The following is a 16,600-nucleotide window of genomic DNA, read 5'->3' on the forward strand; positions in this document are numbered from 1 at the left end:
ATCCGTGATCGTTCGCGCTCGCGTCGCGACATGTCGTTTATAGGCGGGCAGCCAGACGTGTACCCTGGTCGATTGCGCGCTTCGCATCAAGCTCGGCGGCGACGTCCGCTCCGCCGATCAGATGGGTGGTCAGACCCGAGTTTGCCAGTTCGACATGCAGTGCCCGATTCGACTCCTGGCCGGCGCAGATCACGATCGTATCGACCGGAAGCGTTTGATCCTGCCCACCCACGCGGATACGCAGGCCGTCGTCGTCGACGCGCTCATAAGTGACCCCGCCCAGCATCGTCACGCGCTTCGCGGCAAGTGTGGCGCGATGCACCCAGCCAGTGGTTTTGTTGAGCCGTTTGCCCGGTTTGCCGGCGGTCCGTTGCAGCAACCAGATTTGCCGCTGCGGCGGCTCGGGTGCCGCCTTGATAAGGCCGGCGCGCGCGCTGAGCGTGGTGTCGACTCCCCACTGGTGCGCCCATCGGGCGATATCGGTGGTCGGCGAAGGCGCGTTCTCGACAAGGAATTCCGCAACGTCGAAACCGATACCGCCTGCTCCGATGATCGCGACCCGCGCGCCGACGGATGCGTTTCCGCGCAGGACATCGACATAGCTGACGACGTTCGCGCGGTCGCCACCGGGAATGGCCGTGGCTCGCGCGGTGACACCGGTGGCGAAAACGATCTCGTCGAATCCGCCGTCGCGTAAAGTAGCCGGGGTCGCGGCGGTACCGATCAAGAGCGTGATGCCGGTTTGCTCGATCCGGCGTGCGAAGTAGCGCAACGTCTCATGGAATTCCTCCTTGCCGGGAATACGCTTGGCGAGGTTGAACTGGCCACCGATTTCGCTGGCTTGCTCAAAGAGGGTTACCACGTGTCCGCGCTCGGCCAGCGTCGTCGCACAAGCGAGACCGGCGGGCCCGGAACCGACCACGGCGATCCGCTTCGTGATCGTGGCGGGCCGGATCACCAGCTCGGTTTCGTGACAGGCGCGCGGATTGACCAGGCAACTCGCCCGTTTTTTCTCGAAGGCGTGGTCAAGGCAGGCCTGGTTGCAGGCGATGCACGTGTTGATGTCGGCTGCGCGGTTGTCACGTGCCTTGGCGACCCATCGCGGATCGGCGAGCAGGGGACGCGCCATCGACACCATGTCGGCATCGCCATCGGCAAGAATCCTTTCGGCGGTGTCGGGCATGTTGATGCGGTTCGTCGTGATCAGCGGAATGCGCACTTCGGACTTCATCCGTCGCGTGACCCACGCGAACGCCGCGCGCGGCACGCTGGTCACGATGGTCGGGATGCGCGCCTCGTGCCAGCCGATCCCGGTGTTGATCAGCGTGGCGCCGGCCGCTTCGATCTTCTTTGCAAGGGCGACGATTTCTTCCCAGCTCTGCCCACGCTCGACGAGGTCGAGCATCGACAATCGATAGATGATGATGAAGTTCGTTCCCACGGCGGCACGCATGCGCCGGACGATCTCGACCGGGAAACGCTGGCGATTCTCGACCGAGCCACCCCAGTCGTCTTCGCGCTGGTTCGTGCGTTCCGCGAGGAACTGGTTGATCAGATAGCCTTCCGAACCCATCACTTCGACGCCATCGTAGCCGGCGTCCTGCGCCTTGCGTGCGCAGTTGACGAAGTCTCCGATGGTCCGCTCGACGCCGCCATTGCTGAGCGCGCGCGGGGTGAACGGAGTGATCGGAGACTTGATCCTCGACGGCGCCACCGACAACGGGTGATAACCGTAACGGCCCGCGTGCAGGATCTGCAAGCAGATGCGACCGCCATGTGCGTTCACGGCGCGGGTGATCCTGCGGTGCGGACCGACGTGCCAAGGCATTGAAAGCCGGCTGCCGAACGGTGCGAGCCAACCGCGAATACCGGGTGCGAAACCACCCGTCACCATCAATCCGACGCCCCCTTGCGCGCGCTCTGCAAAATAAGCGGCCAGCTTGTCGAAATCGCGGGCGTGGTCTTCAAGACCGGTGTGCATCGAGCCCATCAGCACGCGATTGGGCAACGTGGTGAAGCCGAGATCGAGCGGGGCGAACAGGTGGGGATACGACACGCGGGCAGTCCGGTTCAAACGATCGTATGACGATGCCCGGAAAGCGATGCGACGACAAGCTCGCTCAATGGACGATGCGCAGCACGATCAGCGTCTGATCATCGACACCCAGCGCACTTTGCTGATGGGCGATCAACTCGTCGCGCAGCAATGCGAGCAATGCAGCCGGATCGTCCGGCCCGGACCCGACGAGGTCGGCGAGACGTTCGTTACCGAATGGTCGCTGCGCGGAGTCGCGTGCTTCGATGACTCCATCCGTGTGCAACACCAGCATGTCTCCCGAGGCGACCTCGAAATAATCGTTGTGCCAGACGTGGTCGCGCAGGACGCCCAGCGGAATCTGCGTGCCTGCCCCGCGGGCGATCACCGTTGAACCGCGTCGATGCAGGAGTGGCGGATGTCCCGCATCGACATAGGCGATCCTGCGCAGGTCCGGTCGATAGAGCAGGGCGAACGCGGTGAGAAAGTGCTGCCGTTGCCGCCGCGAGAAGAAATACCGGTTGGCGTAGGTGAGTGCGCCGGCGGGTCCGGCTTCCCCGTCGCCCTGGTACGTTCGCAGGATCGCATCAAATTGCACGGCTTCCATCGCGGCTGCCGCACCATGGCCGGAAACGTCCGCGAGCATCAACGCCCAGATGTCGGCGCCATCCGCGTTGAAATCTGCGGGTGCGCGCTGCGTCAGCGCGACGAGATCGTAGTAGTCGCCAGCGGCCGTGTCGGCGGGTTGCCAATGCACCGCATAGTCGAGACCGGCAATCGGCGGGTCGTCGGGCAGCAGCATCCGCTGCACGTCGGCAAGCCCCTCGATCGCCAGACGCTGCCGCGCCGTTTCGTCGCGCAAGGCACGTGTCACGAGCGGGCGGATGATCAGGTTGGCAGCGAGATTTCCTTCCACCAGCAACGCATCGCGATCGACCTCGTCGAAACGATCGTGCTGGTTGCTCGAGAAAATGAACCAGTGCTGCACCGCTCCGGCATTGGCGATCGGGATACCGAGCACGCTGCCGGGATTCGCAAGCGCGCGCCCGAACGGTGTCGCTGCCAACTCGGCAACGACGGTCAACACCCGCACTTCGGTGAGCGCGAAAAGAGTGCGGGTCAGCGCATCACCGAACACCCGCGCCCGCGAATGCTCGCCGAGCGGATCGACATTGGCCACGCGCTCGCGGCCATCTGCGCCAATCTGCCCGGCCAGCCGACATTGCCCAGGCGCGAAACCGGTGACCTGCACGAGACTCAGCGAGCACTCGGGTAGCCGATTCGCGAAGTACGCATGCAACGCGCGCAGTGCGTCGACGGAATCGCCGTCGAAGCCGCTGAGGTTGAGCAAGGGATCGAAACGTGAACCGTTCAGCGACACGGGATTTGCGTGAATGGACGAGGTGTGATTCTGCACGCCGCGTCCGTCCGCGCCAAGGCATGCATCACCAGCCCGACAGCGCGACCTTGCCGATCGTTTTGCCCGATTCCAGTTGCGCGTGCGCCGTGCGAAGGTTGGTCGCATCGATCGGGAACAGTGTTTCGGTGAGCGTGGTGCGCAATTCGCCTGCATCGACCAGCGACGCAACGCGTTCGAGGATGCGCTGTTGCTGCCCGATGTCGGCTGTCTTGAAGCGCGCGCGCGCGAACATCATTTCCCAGTGGATGCTGATGCACTTGGCCTTGTACGGATCGCCGATGTTCAGCGTCGCTGACGGCTCGACGATGAGGCCGATGCGTCCTTGAGGGGCAATCAGCTGCCCCATCGATTCCCAGTACGGCGCGGGATCGGCGAAGTTGACGATCGCGTCCACAGCGTCGAACCCGAGCGCGTCGAGTTGCGGCTTCAGCGCTTTTCGATGATCGATCACGTGCGTCGCCCCCATCTGGGTGCACCAGGCAATCGTTTCCGGCCGCGAAGCAGTCGCGATCACGATGAATCCCGCGTGGCGCGCGAGTTGCGTTGCGATCGATCCGACGCCGCCGGCGCCCCCGATGACCAGCAGAGTCCTGCCACGATCGGCGCCGTCCGGATCGAGGCGCATGCGCTGGAACATGAGCTCCCACGCAGTCAGCGATGTCAGCGGCAACGCCGCGGCCTGCGCGAAGTCGATCGTGGCCGGCTTGCGACTGACGATTCGCTCATCCACCAGCTGATACTGCGCATTGCTGCCGCTGCGCGTGATGTCGCCCGCGTACCAGACTTCGTCGCCCACCTTGAGTGACGTGACGCCGTCACCGACCGCGTCGACGACGCCGGCGGCATCGTATCCAAGCACCTTCGGCTGCGCTTCGACCTGCTGTTTGGGGGAGCGGACCTTGGTGTCGACCGGGTTTACCGACACCGCTTCGACGCGCACGAGGAGGTCGCGACCCGTCGGCGCTGGTCTTGGAAGTTCGACATCGACCAGCGATTGCGCATCGTCGATCGGAAGATAGCGCGTGAATCCAATGGCTTTCATGGCGAAATGCTCCAGGCAGCGGACATCAGCATACAGACAGCGCCCGTCTCCGATCCGCACGCGACGCCGAGCCGATGATCGCGACGGCGGCGGGGCTGGCGGCGAGATCGATGAAGCGCACGATTTCGACAGGCTCGATGAAGCGACGCAACGGCAACGGCGGCGGAAAGGAGGGCGGCAGGCAAGTTTCTTCAAAGGCGCACTCCGCTCATCGTGTCGCAACCGCCGGAAACGTGGTGCGCCCGGCGATGCGCAGCCCGAACCGGACATGCCTCGGCTCGCGCACGTCAGTTCTGGCAAAATGCGCGGCCGCGCGGCGCGCATCGCCGCCTCCCTTTGTTTCCTCGCAGCGGAACCTTCCATGTCCCAGCACGATATCCGTTCGGCCGTCCGCCCCGATCCCGACCAGCCGATGGTCGACATCGCCAACTACGTCGCCGATTACACCATCGATTCGAAGGAGGCATACGACACGGCGCGCTACATGCTGCTTGATTCACTTGCCTGTTCGATGCTCGCCATGAAGTTTCCCGACTGCGTCAAGCATCTCGGTCCGCTTGTACCCGGTGCGACGATGGCCGGCGGCGCACGCGTACCGGGCACGAACTTCGAGCTGGATCCGGTGCAGGCGGCGTACAACATCGGCGTGCAAGTGCGCTGGCTCGACTTCAACGACACCTGGCTCGCTGCGGAGTGGGGTCACCCGTCCGATAATCTCGGCGCGATCCTCGCTGTGGCGGATTACCTGTCGCGCAAGGCGGAGCGCGAAGGCGGTACGCCGCTGACCGTACGCGACGTCCTCGGTTACGCGATCAAGGCGCATGAAATCCAGGGTTGCTATGCGCTGAAGAATTCGTTCAACCGGGTGGGCATGGACCACGTCATCCTCGTGCGCCTGGCCTCGACCGCGGTGGCTACGCAGATGCTCGGTGGCGGCAAGGACGAAATCATCAATGCGGTCTCGCACAGCTGGATCGACAACGGCGTGCTGCGCACCTACCGACATGCACCAAATACCGGTCCTCGGAAAAGCTGGGCTGCGGGCGATGCGTGCCGCCGAGCAGTCACCCATGCGCTCAATGCGGTGAAGGGCTGTGTCGGTTATCCATCGGCGCTGAGTGCGAAGACCTGGGGGTTCTACGACATTGCGTTCAATGGAAAGCCGTTCGAATTCGAGCGTCCTTTCGGAAGCTACGTGATGGAAAACGTGCTGTTCAAGATCAGCTTCCCGGCGGAATTCCATGCGCAGACCGCAGTCGAATGCGCCATGAAGCTTCATGCCGAGGTTTCCGCGAAGCTGGACAAGGTCGCGCGCATCGTCATCGAAACGCAGGAAGCCGGCGTCCGGATCATCGACAAGACCGGGCCGCTGGCCAATTACGCCGATCGCGACCACTGCATCCAGTACATGGTCGCAGTGCCACTGATTTTCGGGCGTCTGACCGCCAGCGATTACGCCGACGCGGTCGCCGCGGATCCGCGCATCGACGCCTTGCGCGCGAAGATGGAGGTGAAGGAAAACCCGCAATTCACGACGGACTACTTCGACCCGGACAAGCGCTACATCGGCAACTCGCTGCAGGTGTTCTTCACCGACGGCACCGCGACGGAGAAGGTGTCGATCGACTATCCGATCGGCCATCGCAAGCGGCGTGCAGAAGGGATACCGGTCCTGTTGCAGAAATTCGAGGCGGCGCTGGCCGAACATCTCCCGGCGAACAGCGTCGAAAGAATCCTTGCGGCAAGCCGGGACACGCACACCCTGGATGCGATGCCGATCCAAGACTTCATCGGGCTGTTCAGTTTGTAGAGTGACTCGTTCCTTAACGACATCTTCACACCATGGTGGTCGTGGCGGGTCGATGCCGTTACACTGCGGCCGCAGCCCGTGGCCCAGTTAATTTGTTAAGCGCACGTTTCCTTCACGTCATTTTGGCGTAGACTAGGAAGAGTGCAGGCGTCCAGCGTGGGTTGGGCGGACGCGTGCAGAAAAAACCAAAACGTAGTTAGGAGACTTGAATGAAACGTAATGCCCTTAGTGCGCTCATCGCTCTGGCCCTCGTCGGCGGCAGCGCCGTTGCCCAGGCCCAGGATTTCGGCAACTGGTATGTCGCCCCGCGCATCGGAGCGAATTTCTCCGACAGCGACCGTCAGACGGACACCTCCGTCTGGGGCGGTATCGGCGTTGGCGTGTGGGTCAACCCCAATCTCGCCATCGACTTCGAATACACGATCAACAACGCGGGTTTCAAGGATAATTCCTTCCGCCCGAACCACGAGTGGGAAAGCGTCGGTCTCGGCGTCAGCGGCCGCTACTTCTTCGGTGACCAGGGTTCGCAGTGGCGTCCGTACATCATGGCTGGCGTCGGTGCGCTGCGTCATGCCGCGTACTCCGGCTTCCTGCTGAACGACGTGAACTTTAACGAGAATGGCTGGGATCCGATGGCCACCATCGGCGCCGGCATCCAGTACAACATGTCCGAGCGTGTCGCCCTGCGTGGTGAACTTGCAGCGCGTTACGACAAGGACAACAACACGCGCGGCGAATTGTCCGATGCGCTCGGTTACACCGTTCCGCACAAGAGCGGCTACACCGACGGCATCGCCAGCATCGCGCTGGTGTACAGCTTCGGTGGCACCGCGGCCCCTGCTGCGATGCCGGCTGCAGCCGTCACGCCGCCGCCGGCTGCTGATTGCCACGCGCTGGACGACGACCATGATGGCGTCAACAACTGCGATGACCGTTGCCCGGATACGGCTTCCGGCGTCATCGTCGGACCGGACGGTTGCCCGAAGAACGTTGTCATCGATCTGCGCGGCGTGAACTTCAAGTTCGATCGCCCGAAGACCGGTGAGCACGCCATCGAGCCGACCCTGCAGCTGCCGACCGCTGACTCGGTCGCGATTCTCGACCAGGCTGTGGATGCACTGCAGCGCTACCCGAGCATCAAGGTTGAACTTGACGGCCACACCGACTCGGTCGGTGCCGACGCGTACAACCAGAAGCTCTCGGAGCGTCGCGCGCAGATCGTGAGTGATTACCTGACGGCGCATGGCGTCGCTGCCGATCGCATCATGGCCGTGAAGGGCTTTGGTGAGTCGGCTCCGATCGACACGAACGCCACCAAGGAAGGTCGCGCTCGCAACCGTCGTACGGAAGTCAAGGTTGAGCAGTAAGCTCGATCAGGCGTTAAGTTGAGTGAAGGAGCCCGGCGAAAGCCGGGCTTTTTCTTTGTGCCTTTCGCGGGCTTCGAACAGTCACGGGGACTGTCGCGAACGGCGCTCACTGCGTGAGTGAAGGCGCATCGGCATCGCCGCCGCCCGATTGTTTGCGACGTAACGAAAACCCCTACCTTGGACGCGCGATGAACGCCCCCGCCCTGATCCCGCGTCGCCGCTTGCTGGCGCCGCTTCTGGCTGCGCTCGCGATGTTCGGACCGTTCTCGATCGATACGATCTTTCCGGCATTTCCGGAAATCGAAGCCGATCTGCACGCGACTCCGTTCGCAATGCAGCAAACGATCAGCGTGTACATGTTTGCGTACGCACTGATGTCGCTGCTGCACGGACCGCTGTCCGATGCGCTGGGAAGACGTCGCGTGATCCTGTTCGGGGTGGCGATGTTCGCGCTGGCATCGGTGGGGTGTGCGCTCTCCGGCACGATCGGCACATTGCTTGTGTTTCGCGCGTTGCAGGGCTTTTCCGCTGGAGCGGGCCTCATCGTCGGGCGCGCGATCATCCGCGACTGCTTCGACGGGGTCGAAGCACAACGGTTGATGTCGACGGTTTCGATGATTTTCGGCATTGCGCCGGCGATCGCACCGATCGTCGGTGGCTGGGTCATCGGCTTTGCGCGCTGGCCAATGATTTTCTGGATGCTTGCCGGTTTTTCGGTGGTCTTGTGGGTGGCATGCCGGTTTTTGTTGCCGGAGACCCACGCGCCGGAACGGCGCATGACGCTATCGATGGAATCCCTCGCCCGTACTTATCGGATGATCCTCGCGGATCGCGCCTTCTTTCCGCTTGCGCTGGCCGGCTCGCTGAACTTCAACGCGTTGTGGGTCTATATCTCGTCCGCTCCGGCCGTCGTGCTGAATCTTCTCAAGCTCGATGCGCAGCATTTCGCATGGCTATTCGTGCCGGCGATCAGCGGGATGATGCTGGGCGCGTTTCTCTCGGGCCGCGTTGCCGGCCGACTCACGGCCAATGCGACTGTTCGACTCGGCTACGCGATCATGCTTGGCGCTGCCTGTCTCAACCTGCTGGTCTGCTGGATCTTTCCGGAGCCGCGCCTGCCATGGGCGGTCTTGCCAATCGGTCTGCATGCAATCGGCATCGGCATCAACTTCCCGACGCTGACATTGTTGCTGCTCGACCGTTTTCCCAACCATCGCGGCGGTGTGTCTTCGGTGCAGGCGTTCGTCAGTCTGGTCATCAGCGCGGTCATGGCCGGACTGATCTCCCCGCTGTTGGCGGGACGCATGTCCACACTCGCTCTCGGAGCGCTCGCATCGACGGTCGCCGGGTTCCTCGCATGGCAGCTCTACCGGAGGATCGAGAGGACAGCCATCGCATGATGGATGGCGCTGCGCTGCCGCGCGATGCCTCGCATCGGCAGCGATTGGATCATCGGCGTCAGCGGGATGCTACGGACGCACCGCAGGAGCCGCCGGCTCAGCGGGTGTGCCGAGAATCGTGCGCAGCATCGAGAAGATCTCCTCCTTGGTTCCAACGACGTTGATCTGGGATTCACGCGGAACATCGGTGCCGATATTGACCGAGTAGCCGATCCCGAGGTCGTTGCCGTCTTCGTCAAGGCGTGCAAAGGATTCGGATTTGCCGATGTAGGCAACACGGTTGGCGTCGAGGAAACGGCCGTCGGGAAGTTTGATCCAGCGTTGCATGTGAGGCTCCTTCGATAGGGTGGATGGTTCTGCAGGCCACTCATTTGCGCACGAGTCTGGATGAAGCTGGCCGTCGGGATCGGGACGCCGCATTCGATCGGACGGGCTCGACCGGACATGCACGATCATGGCCAACGCCTTGTATTGCGCGGTTCAACGCAATCAGAGAGGAAGTAGACCTCGATGCTCCAACCATGTCCGCGCGTCCTGTGCATCGTCGCAGAACCAAGCGCGGGCGCTACCGAGGCGAAACGTGTAGCCCCATGCATCCATGTCCTGCATCGCACGATCACGACCGACATCGGCGAGTTCGTCCGCCAGCACGATTTGCAGATAGCAGGCTGCATCTTCTTCGGCTTGCGAATCGGACGCGTCGGTGTGGATGAACGCGCGCCGCTCCACAGGCGCGACGATCAGGTGGCTGGCTTCGTGAAGAAGTGAATGCACAGGCGTGTCGAGGCGGGCATAGACGCGATGCGCAATCACTCCCGCCTCGGTATCGCCCCAGTAGCTGCCGGGAATCGGCTGCCCGGTGGGCACGAATTCGAGATCGAGCTGATGCTTTGCGAGCAAACTGCGGACAGCATCGATGTCGATGTCGGCCAGCGTCAGCACGCGTCCCTGCGTGAGTGGTGGGTTGGGGTCGCCGGGCTCTCTTGCCAGCTGCATCGCCAATCGCCGGATGCAGCGGGTCAGGATTCGCGTGCAGCGGCAGCCGCAGCTGCCGCCTGATTGTGCTGCTTCTCCGGCAACGCGACCGACAGTTCCAGTACTTCCTGGTCGCCATCGCGTTCGACGTGGATCTCGATCGCGTCCGGATCGATGTTCACGTATTTGCGGATCACTTCGAGCAACTCGCGGCGCAACAACGGAAGATAGTCCGGCCGGCCCGAAACGGCGCGCTCCTGCGCCACGATGATACGCAGCCGCTCTGTCGCGACCGATGCGGTGCTCTTCGGGCGCGCACGCAGGAAATCGAAAAGTCCCATGGGTCAGCTCCCGAAAATGCGGGCGAAAAGGCCTTTTTTCTGCGCGTCGATGAAGCGCATCGGACGCGTTTCGCCACTGAGTCGTGCGACGGCGTCCGCGTAAGCCTGCCCGGCGTCGGAGTTTTCGTCGAGGATCACCGGCACGCCGGAGTTGGAGGCGGACAGCACTCCGGTCGATTCGGGAATCACGCCAAGCACCTCGATGCCGAGAATGTCCTTGACGTCGTTGATCCCCATCATGTCGCCAGCAGCGACCCGTTCAGGGTTGTAGCGGGTCAGCAGAAGATGCTGTTCCACCCCACCGTTGCCGAGTTCGGCGCGCCGGGTCTTGCTCGACAGCAGGCCAAGAATTCGGTCGGAGTCCCGCACACTGGAGACTTCCGGATTGACGACCACGACCGCTCGATCGGCGAAATACATCGCGAGGCTTGCTCCCTTCTCGATGCCGGCCGGCGAATCGCAGATGATGTAGTCGAACCCTTCCTCGCCGAGTTCCGTCAGTACGCGCTCGACGCCTTCTTTGCTCAGTGCATCCTTGTCCCGTGTTTGCGACGCGGCAAGCACGTAGAGCGTGTCGATGCGCTTGTCCTTGATCAACGCCTGCTTCAACGTGCACTCGCCCTGGATGACATTGACGAAGTCATAGACCACGCGCCGCTCGCATCCCATGATGAGGTCGAGATTGCGCAACCCGACGTCGAAGTCGATGACGGCAACTTTTTTGCCGCGTCGGGCCAGGCCAACTGCGAGCGAGGCGCTGGTCGTCGTCTTGCCGACGCCGCCCTTGCCCGAAGTGACAACGATGATCTCAGCCAATGCGTTTCTCCAGTGAAGCAGGAATAGTCAGTGGAACGGGAATAGGGAACAAGCACGCCGGAAGGACTGCCGCGTACGCGCGAACCACCGGCGCGTTTTGACGACGTCCCATTGCAGAATTCCGACTCACAGTTTTTTCAACATCAATCGATCGCCGTCCAGCCATGCCTGCACGGGCTGCCCGCGGAGTTCCGCCGGGATGTCCTCGAACACGCGGTACTGACCCGCGATCGAAACCAGTTCGGCGTGAAATTCCTGACAGTAGATGCGTGCCGTCTCGTCGCCCTTGGCGCCGGCAAGTGCACGGCCGCGAAGTGCTCCGTAGACATGGATGGAACCGTCTGCGATCACTTCCGCTCCGTTGCCGACGAGCGTGGTCAGGATGAGATCGCGTCCGCGTGCGTAGACCTGCTGACCGGATCGCACGGGTTTGTCGTGCAACTGTCCGATGGTGGCGACCTGGGCGGGAGTGGAAACAGGAATGTCTTCCGCCGATTCCGCAGTTGTCACGCGTTCGCGCGAAGGCGGTGCCGGGGTCGCGCGCGCAGGTTCGGCCACGGCTTCGCCTGCGCGCTCGTACGCTGCACGAAATTTGGCGAACACGGGGATCCCCAACGCCTGTGCGAGCTGTTCGTTCTCGCTGGTGCCGTAGGAAAGGCCAACTGGCAGCATGCCGGACGCGCGGACGCGTGCAAGCAGGTCGCGGACCGTGTCCAGCTCCGGGAGCGTGGACAAATGGCTGAGATCCAGAACGACAGGCGCGCGCAGGAACAGCTGCGCCGCGTTCGCGACCTTGTCATTCAATTCGTGCGCGAGCCCATCGGCATCGAGACGCTTCAGTTTGAGATTTGCGATACCGACCTGTCCGAACTTGATTTCGGCAACCGGTTCGAGTGACGCGATAGGGACCGACGACATCGTCATGCGCCGCCTGCGGCGCGGACGACACGTTGGCCGAGCGGTGCGTTGCTGCGGCCCCCCTCTGCCAACCATGGAACGTCGGGAAGCCCGCCGCCGGCGTCGAGGCGATACGTGTCGCGCACGTACGGAAAGCTGCACAGCGTTTTCGCCAGCAACGCCACGCGGCGTCCATTGCTGGGCATCAATTGCTGGCCGACCTCCTGGAATCCCCAGGTGCCGTGGAACAACAGCGAGACATCGTCGCGCGGTTCGAGAAAGACCTCGCACGCAAGGTGCGGAACGCGCGTCTCCGCGTAGCTGTTGACGTCCGCGTAGAACACCCTGCCGAGTCCGAGGCCGCGATACGGGCGCGCGATGACGATTCGGTCGATGTACGCAAACGCCGGATAACGCTCGCGAAACCAGAGGAAATTCGGACTGTCGTACTTCGCGTGCTCTCGCATCGCCGGCAGGAAACCGGCAACATGGCCATCCACTTCGGCGAGGCGAAAGTAGCTGGACGCCTCGTACAGCGCGCCCAAGGCGGCGGCGTCGAGCGGCAGGATGGTGGAACCCGCCGCATTGTTGAGGGCGAGCACCGAGTCCAGTTCGTGCGCAAGCACGTCGCGGATGCTGAGGACCATTACTTGCTCCGTCGAAGGTCGTGCGGGGGAGGGGGCGATGCTGCCGCCGCGCAACTCACGCGGGGCCGATTATCGCACGTGACTGTCGCGGGGTCATGGCGCCGACGTGGCAGCGGGGTTAAAACAAAGTGATGCGATGATGCGCGGTAGTGACTTCGGGCAGGTTACGCAAGCTCGATGCACGCCTATGATGGCGCACATGTCCTGGCCGCACATCAATCACATCCAGATGCTCCGCTACGCGGGACTCTTCCAGTACGCGAGCGTGGGCACGCCGTTCCTGCGCTATGACTCTCTGGTCGAGGATCTTTCGCAGAAGCAGTTGCCCGCGGCGTATGCGCATCTATGGCTGGCGTGCTACGTCGTATTCGGTATCGGCTACTGGTATCTGACCCATGATCTCGGCGACCGACGCCGCACGCCGCTGCGGCGCGTGCTGCAGATCGGACTCCTGCTCGTCCTCAATCTGGCGGCCGTGGCGATCGGCTGGTTCAGCCAAAGCGGCATTTCCGCATTGCTGCTCGCGGTGATTGCGGTGGTGCTTCCATGGTTGCTTCCGTTGCGTGTCGCCATTGCCTGGATGGTGTTGCAGAATTTTTCGCTGGTGCCCGTATTCGCCAGCATTCGTGAACCGGTCTTCAGTCTCGGCGATGCGTTCCTGCAGTCGAGCCTGTTTCTCGGTTTCAGCGTGCTCGCGTTCGTCACGGCGCTGGTCACCAAGCAGCAGGTGGAGGCGCGCGAGGAGCAGCGTCGCCTCAACTCCGAACTTCGGGCGACGCGCACGCTTCTCGCCGAGTCGAGCCGCCTGTCCGAGCGCATGCGCATCTCGCGCGAGCTGCATGATCTGGTCGGTCATCATCTGACCGCGCTCAGTCTCAATCTCGAAGTGGCCAGCCATCTCGTGCACGGTCAGGCGCAGGAGCACGTGCGCCAGGCGCAGACGGTGGCCAAGCTGCTGCTCAGCGACGTGCGCGAAGTGGTGAGCCAACTGCGCGAAGGCGACAGCATCGACCTGACCCAGGCGCTGCGCAATCTCACCGAAGGCGTGCCTGGACTTGCCATCCACCTCGAACTGCCGCCGCGATTCAGTGTGGACGATCCGAAGCGGGCGCAGGTATTGCTGCGCTGTGCGCAGGAAATCATCACCAACACCGTCCGCCATGCCGGAGCGCGCAACCTCTGGCTCCACTTCGAACGCAATGCGGGTCGTCAGATGACGATCCATGCGCGCGACGATGGCCAGGGCGCCACCCAGTTCAAGCAGGGCAATGGCCTTGCCGGAATGCGCGAGCGCCTTGCGCAGTTCGGCGGCAGCGTGGACATCAAGACCGGCAAGGGACAGGGCTTCACGCTCGATGCGTCTCTGCCGCTGGAGAGTGGAGCATGAGCAAAGACGGAATGATCGAGGTCTGCCTGGTGGACGACCAGACGCTGGTCCGCCAGGGGATCCGCTCGCTGCTGGAGTTGTCGGATTCGATCCGTGTGATCGCCGAAGCGATTGACGGAATGCAGGCGGTCGAGGTGATCCCCAAGGCGCGGCCGGACGTGGTGCTGCTCGACATGCGCATGCCCGGCATGTCCGGCCTCGATGTCCTCAACGCACTCGCGGCGAGGAATGAATTGCCGCCGACGATCATCCTGACCACCTTCGACGATGATCAACTCGTTCTCGCGGGCCTCAAGGCGGGTGCGCGGGGCTATCTCCTCAAGGACGTTTCGCTGGACCAGCTCGTCGATGCGGTGAAGACGGTCGCCGATGGCGGTTCGCTGGTGGCTCCAGTGGTGACGCAACGGCTGCTGTCGGGACTCGAGCGGATGCACAACGAGTTCACCAGCCTGGACCGGCCCGACCCGTTGACCGAGCGCGAGACGGAAATCCTGCGGCTGATGGCCGGCGGCTACAGCAACAAGGAAATCGCCAACTCGCTGGGCGTCGCGGAGGGGACGGTGAAGAACCATGTGTCCAATATCCTTTCCAAGCTGGGCGTGCGCGATCGAACGCGGGCAGTCCTGAAGGCATTCGAGCTCGGCATCGTGTAACCGGACGAGTGCAGGCTCCGCGGCAGCACAGGTGCGGCGCGGCCTGCCCGGGACGTAGCCTTTCCTCCCCGTAGTCCAGTACCATTGATGTCCGGTCCCGCGCGCGCGGAATCGCGTAAGCGCCCATGCGAAACGGGGGGCGAGGGTGGGGTATCGACCCCATGCCTTGGCCATCGCCATGTGTGCAAGACCATTGACGCAAGTCCTGGAGATGTCTCGGATGATTCGTATTTTTGAACTGCTGGTCGCCTTGCTGATTGTCTTCGTGCTGGCCGTGGTGATTGGCGTGATGCTGCCGAGCCATGGTCACATCGAGCGCGAGGTCGAAGTCTCCAGTCCGGTCCGCCAGGTCTACGATTCGTTGAACAATTTCCGGCGCTTTCCGCAGTGGTCGTGGATTCGCGCGCAGGATCCGAATGCGAAAATGAGTTTGCAGGGCCCCGAAGCCGGAACCGGCGCGAAGATCAGCTGGTCGAGCACCAATCCGCGCATTGGCGACGGCAATCTCACCATCACCTCGTCCACGCAGGACAGCAAGCTTGAGATGGCACTCGACAACGACTGGAACGGCACCAACAAGATCTACACGGTGCAGCTGCATCCGGCGTCCAACGGCAAGACCCTCAAGATCAACGAAACCTACGACGTCGACTACGGCTGGGACCTGAAGGCGCGTTATGCGGGTCTGTACATCGATGGCGATCCCGCGGCCTCGATCCAGACCAGCCTCAACAATCTTTCGGCGATGCTCGCGGGCTTTCCGAACATCGACTACAAAGATCAGAAGATCGATCCGGTCGACATCGTCGCGAAGCCGGTGTTTGTGGTTTCGACCAAGGCGAAGCGCTCGCTTGATGAAGTTGCCGCTGCGACCGACACCGCGATGGCGGAGATCGAGGCGGCGATGAAGAAGGCTGGCCTCACGGCAGCGGGTCCGCGCATGACGATCACCACTGAATGGGGTGATGAAGATTACTCATTCAGCGTCGCCGTGCCGGTGAGCGCGGCCACCTTCGCGCTTGATGGTCAGCAGATGACGATCGAGGCGCCAATGCCCCCCGCCGCCGGCACGGATGAGGACAGCGAGAAGGTCTATGCGCCCGGCGAGAAGGACGAGAAGGGCTTGCTGGTTGTCGACAACAATGTGCGTGCGGCCCTGTGGTATCAGGGGGTTGCGCTCTACACCGAATACACCGGCAGTCCCGCCGTGCTCCCGCTCATCCGCCTGAGTCAGAAGGCGTTTGCCGAAACGCACGGCTACAAGTATCAGGAAATCGGGCTCGGCCGCTTCTGGGACGAGGTCGTCTCGGCGCCCGATGCGCCAGAGGACCAGAGGACCTATCGGGTCTACATGCCGATTCAGCGATAGATCCCGGATCGCTCGACAGACGATTCGAAAGGGCGGCGCAAGCCGCCCTTTTTTTTGCGCGATCACGGCTTTGCCGTGCCCGCGCGCCTCCTCTGGAGTGGGCCATCGTAGGCGACTGCAACGACCACGAAACGCGCGCGCCCGGTTGGCAGATCCACCTCGAACTCGTCGTCCGCACGCCGTTTGAGTGCCGCTCGTGCGAGCGGCGAATCGATGCTGATATAGCCTGACGGCGCGTCGGTTTCGTCGGGACCGACGATGCGGTAATCGTGCTCGTCGCCACGTTCGTCCTCGACGCGAAACCACGCGCCGAAATAGAGCGCTGAAGCGTCCGTTGGCTGCGTCTCGATCACCCGCAGATTCTGCAGTCGTTTGCTCAGATACCGCAGGCGTCGATCGATCTCACCCAGCTGCTTCTTGCGATACGTGTACTCGGCGTTT

General features: G+C 62.8%; 16 protein-coding genes. 6 read left to right on the forward strand and 10 right to left on the reverse strand.

Translation table 11 applies throughout. The annotated features are described in order from the left end of the window. Positions 1-37 precede the first annotated feature (37 nt). The 3 genes from ABIV12_RS01440 to ABIV12_RS01450 all read right to left on the reverse strand — a co-directional run bounded on the left by ABIV12_RS01440 (position 38) and on the right by ABIV12_RS01450 (position 4,497). Positions 38-2,056 carry an NADPH-dependent 2,4-dienoyl-CoA reductase gene (locus ABIV12_RS01440; protein ID WP_348055482.1) on the reverse strand — a complete coding sequence of 673 codons (2,019 nt, stop codon included), beginning with the start codon at positions 2,054-2,056 and terminating at the stop codon, positions 38-40. Between the two features lie 64 nt (positions 2,057-2,120). Continuing rightward, positions 2,121-3,416 carry a SpoIIE family protein phosphatase gene (locus ABIV12_RS01445; protein WP_348055484.1) on the reverse strand — a complete coding sequence of 432 codons (1,296 nt, stop codon included), beginning with the start codon at positions 3,414-3,416 and terminating at the stop codon, positions 2,121-2,123. 64 nt (positions 3,417-3,480) lie between these two features. Then, a complete protein-coding gene (locus tag ABIV12_RS01450) occupies positions 3,481-4,497 on the reverse strand; it encodes a zinc-binding alcohol dehydrogenase family protein (protein WP_348055486.1) in 1,017 nt (338 codons plus the stop codon). Positions 4,498-4,858: 361 nt separating this feature from the next. On the opposite strand from ABIV12_RS01450, the gene ABIV12_RS01455 reads away from it, so the two are divergent. From ABIV12_RS01455 to ABIV12_RS01465, 3 genes are all read left to right on the forward strand, one after another. Further along, entirely contained in the window at positions 4,859-6,307 is a 1,449-nt protein-coding gene (locus tag ABIV12_RS01455) for a bifunctional 2-methylcitrate dehydratase/aconitate hydratase (protein ID WP_348055488.1), read from the forward strand. Positions 6,308-6,516: 209 nt separating this feature from the next. Then, complete coding sequence (locus ABIV12_RS01460; protein WP_348055489.1) at positions 6,517-7,674, forward strand: OmpA family protein; 1,158 nt, start codon at positions 6,517-6,519, stop codon at positions 7,672-7,674. Positions 7,675-7,862: 188 nt separating this feature from the next. Then, entirely contained in the window at positions 7,863-9,074 is a 1,212-nt protein-coding gene (locus ABIV12_RS01465; protein WP_348055491.1) for a multidrug effflux MFS transporter, read from the forward strand. A gap of 69 nt (positions 9,075-9,143) precedes the next feature. On the opposite strand, the gene ABIV12_RS01470 is transcribed toward ABIV12_RS01465, so the two are convergent. From ABIV12_RS01470 to ABIV12_RS01495, 6 genes are all read right to left on the reverse strand, one after another. Beyond that, entirely contained in the window at positions 9,144-9,401 is a 258-nt protein-coding gene (locus tag ABIV12_RS01470) for a hypothetical protein (RefSeq protein WP_348055493.1), read from the reverse strand. Between the two features lie 162 nt (positions 9,402-9,563). After that, positions 9,564-10,070, reverse strand: coding sequence for a hypothetical protein (locus ABIV12_RS01475; RefSeq protein ID WP_348055494.1), 507 nt, complete (start codon positions 10,068-10,070; stop codon positions 9,564-9,566). A 23-nt stretch (positions 10,071-10,093) separates the two neighbouring features. Then, positions 10,094-10,390 carry a cell division topological specificity factor MinE gene (gene minE, locus ABIV12_RS01480; RefSeq protein WP_348055496.1) on the reverse strand — a complete coding sequence of 99 codons (297 nt, stop codon included), beginning with the start codon at positions 10,388-10,390 and terminating at the stop codon, positions 10,094-10,096. Positions 10,391-10,393: 3 nt separating this feature from the next. Further along, positions 10,394-11,206 carry a septum site-determining protein MinD gene (minD, locus tag ABIV12_RS01485; protein ID WP_348055498.1) on the reverse strand — a complete coding sequence of 271 codons (813 nt, stop codon included), beginning with the start codon at positions 11,204-11,206 and terminating at the stop codon, positions 10,394-10,396. Between the two features lie 126 nt (positions 11,207-11,332). Beyond that, on the reverse strand, positions 11,333-12,124 hold the full coding sequence (gene minC, locus ABIV12_RS01490; RefSeq protein WP_348055499.1) for a septum site-determining protein MinC: 792 nt from the start codon (positions 12,122-12,124) through the stop codon (positions 11,333-11,335). A gap of 2 nt (positions 12,125-12,126) precedes the next feature. Continuing rightward, complete coding sequence (locus ABIV12_RS01495; protein ID WP_348055501.1) at positions 12,127-12,750, reverse strand: GNAT family N-acetyltransferase; 624 nt, start codon at positions 12,748-12,750, stop codon at positions 12,127-12,129. A 199-nt stretch (positions 12,751-12,949) separates the two neighbouring features. Here ABIV12_RS01495 and ABIV12_RS01500 point away from each other — a divergent pair, with 199 nt between their 5' ends. The 3 genes from ABIV12_RS01500 to ABIV12_RS01510 all read left to right on the forward strand — a co-directional run bounded on the left by ABIV12_RS01500 (position 12,950) and on the right by ABIV12_RS01510 (position 16,159). Beyond that, entirely contained in the window at positions 12,950-14,137 is a 1,188-nt protein-coding gene (locus ABIV12_RS01500) for a sensor histidine kinase (RefSeq protein WP_348055503.1), read from the forward strand. 11 nt (positions 14,138-14,148) lie between these two features. Continuing rightward, positions 14,149-14,790, forward strand: a complete 642-nt coding sequence (locus tag ABIV12_RS01505) for a response regulator transcription factor (RefSeq protein WP_348055515.1) — start codon at positions 14,149-14,151, stop codon at positions 14,788-14,790. 220 nt (positions 14,791-15,010) lie between these two features. Beyond that, positions 15,011-16,159, forward strand: a complete 1,149-nt coding sequence (locus tag ABIV12_RS01510; protein WP_348055505.1) for a polyketide cyclase — start codon at positions 15,011-15,013, stop codon at positions 16,157-16,159. 62 nt (positions 16,160-16,221) lie between these two features. Here the strand turns inward: ABIV12_RS01510 and ABIV12_RS01515 are convergent. Then, a partial coding sequence (locus tag ABIV12_RS01515; protein ID WP_348055507.1) for a GreA/GreB family elongation factor occupies positions 16,222-16,600 on the reverse strand: 379 nt, incomplete at its 5' end.

This window comes from Dokdonella sp. (genome assembly GCF_039926425.1).
Lineage (GTDB): Bacteria > Pseudomonadota > Gammaproteobacteria > Xanthomonadales > Rhodanobacteraceae > Dokdonella_A.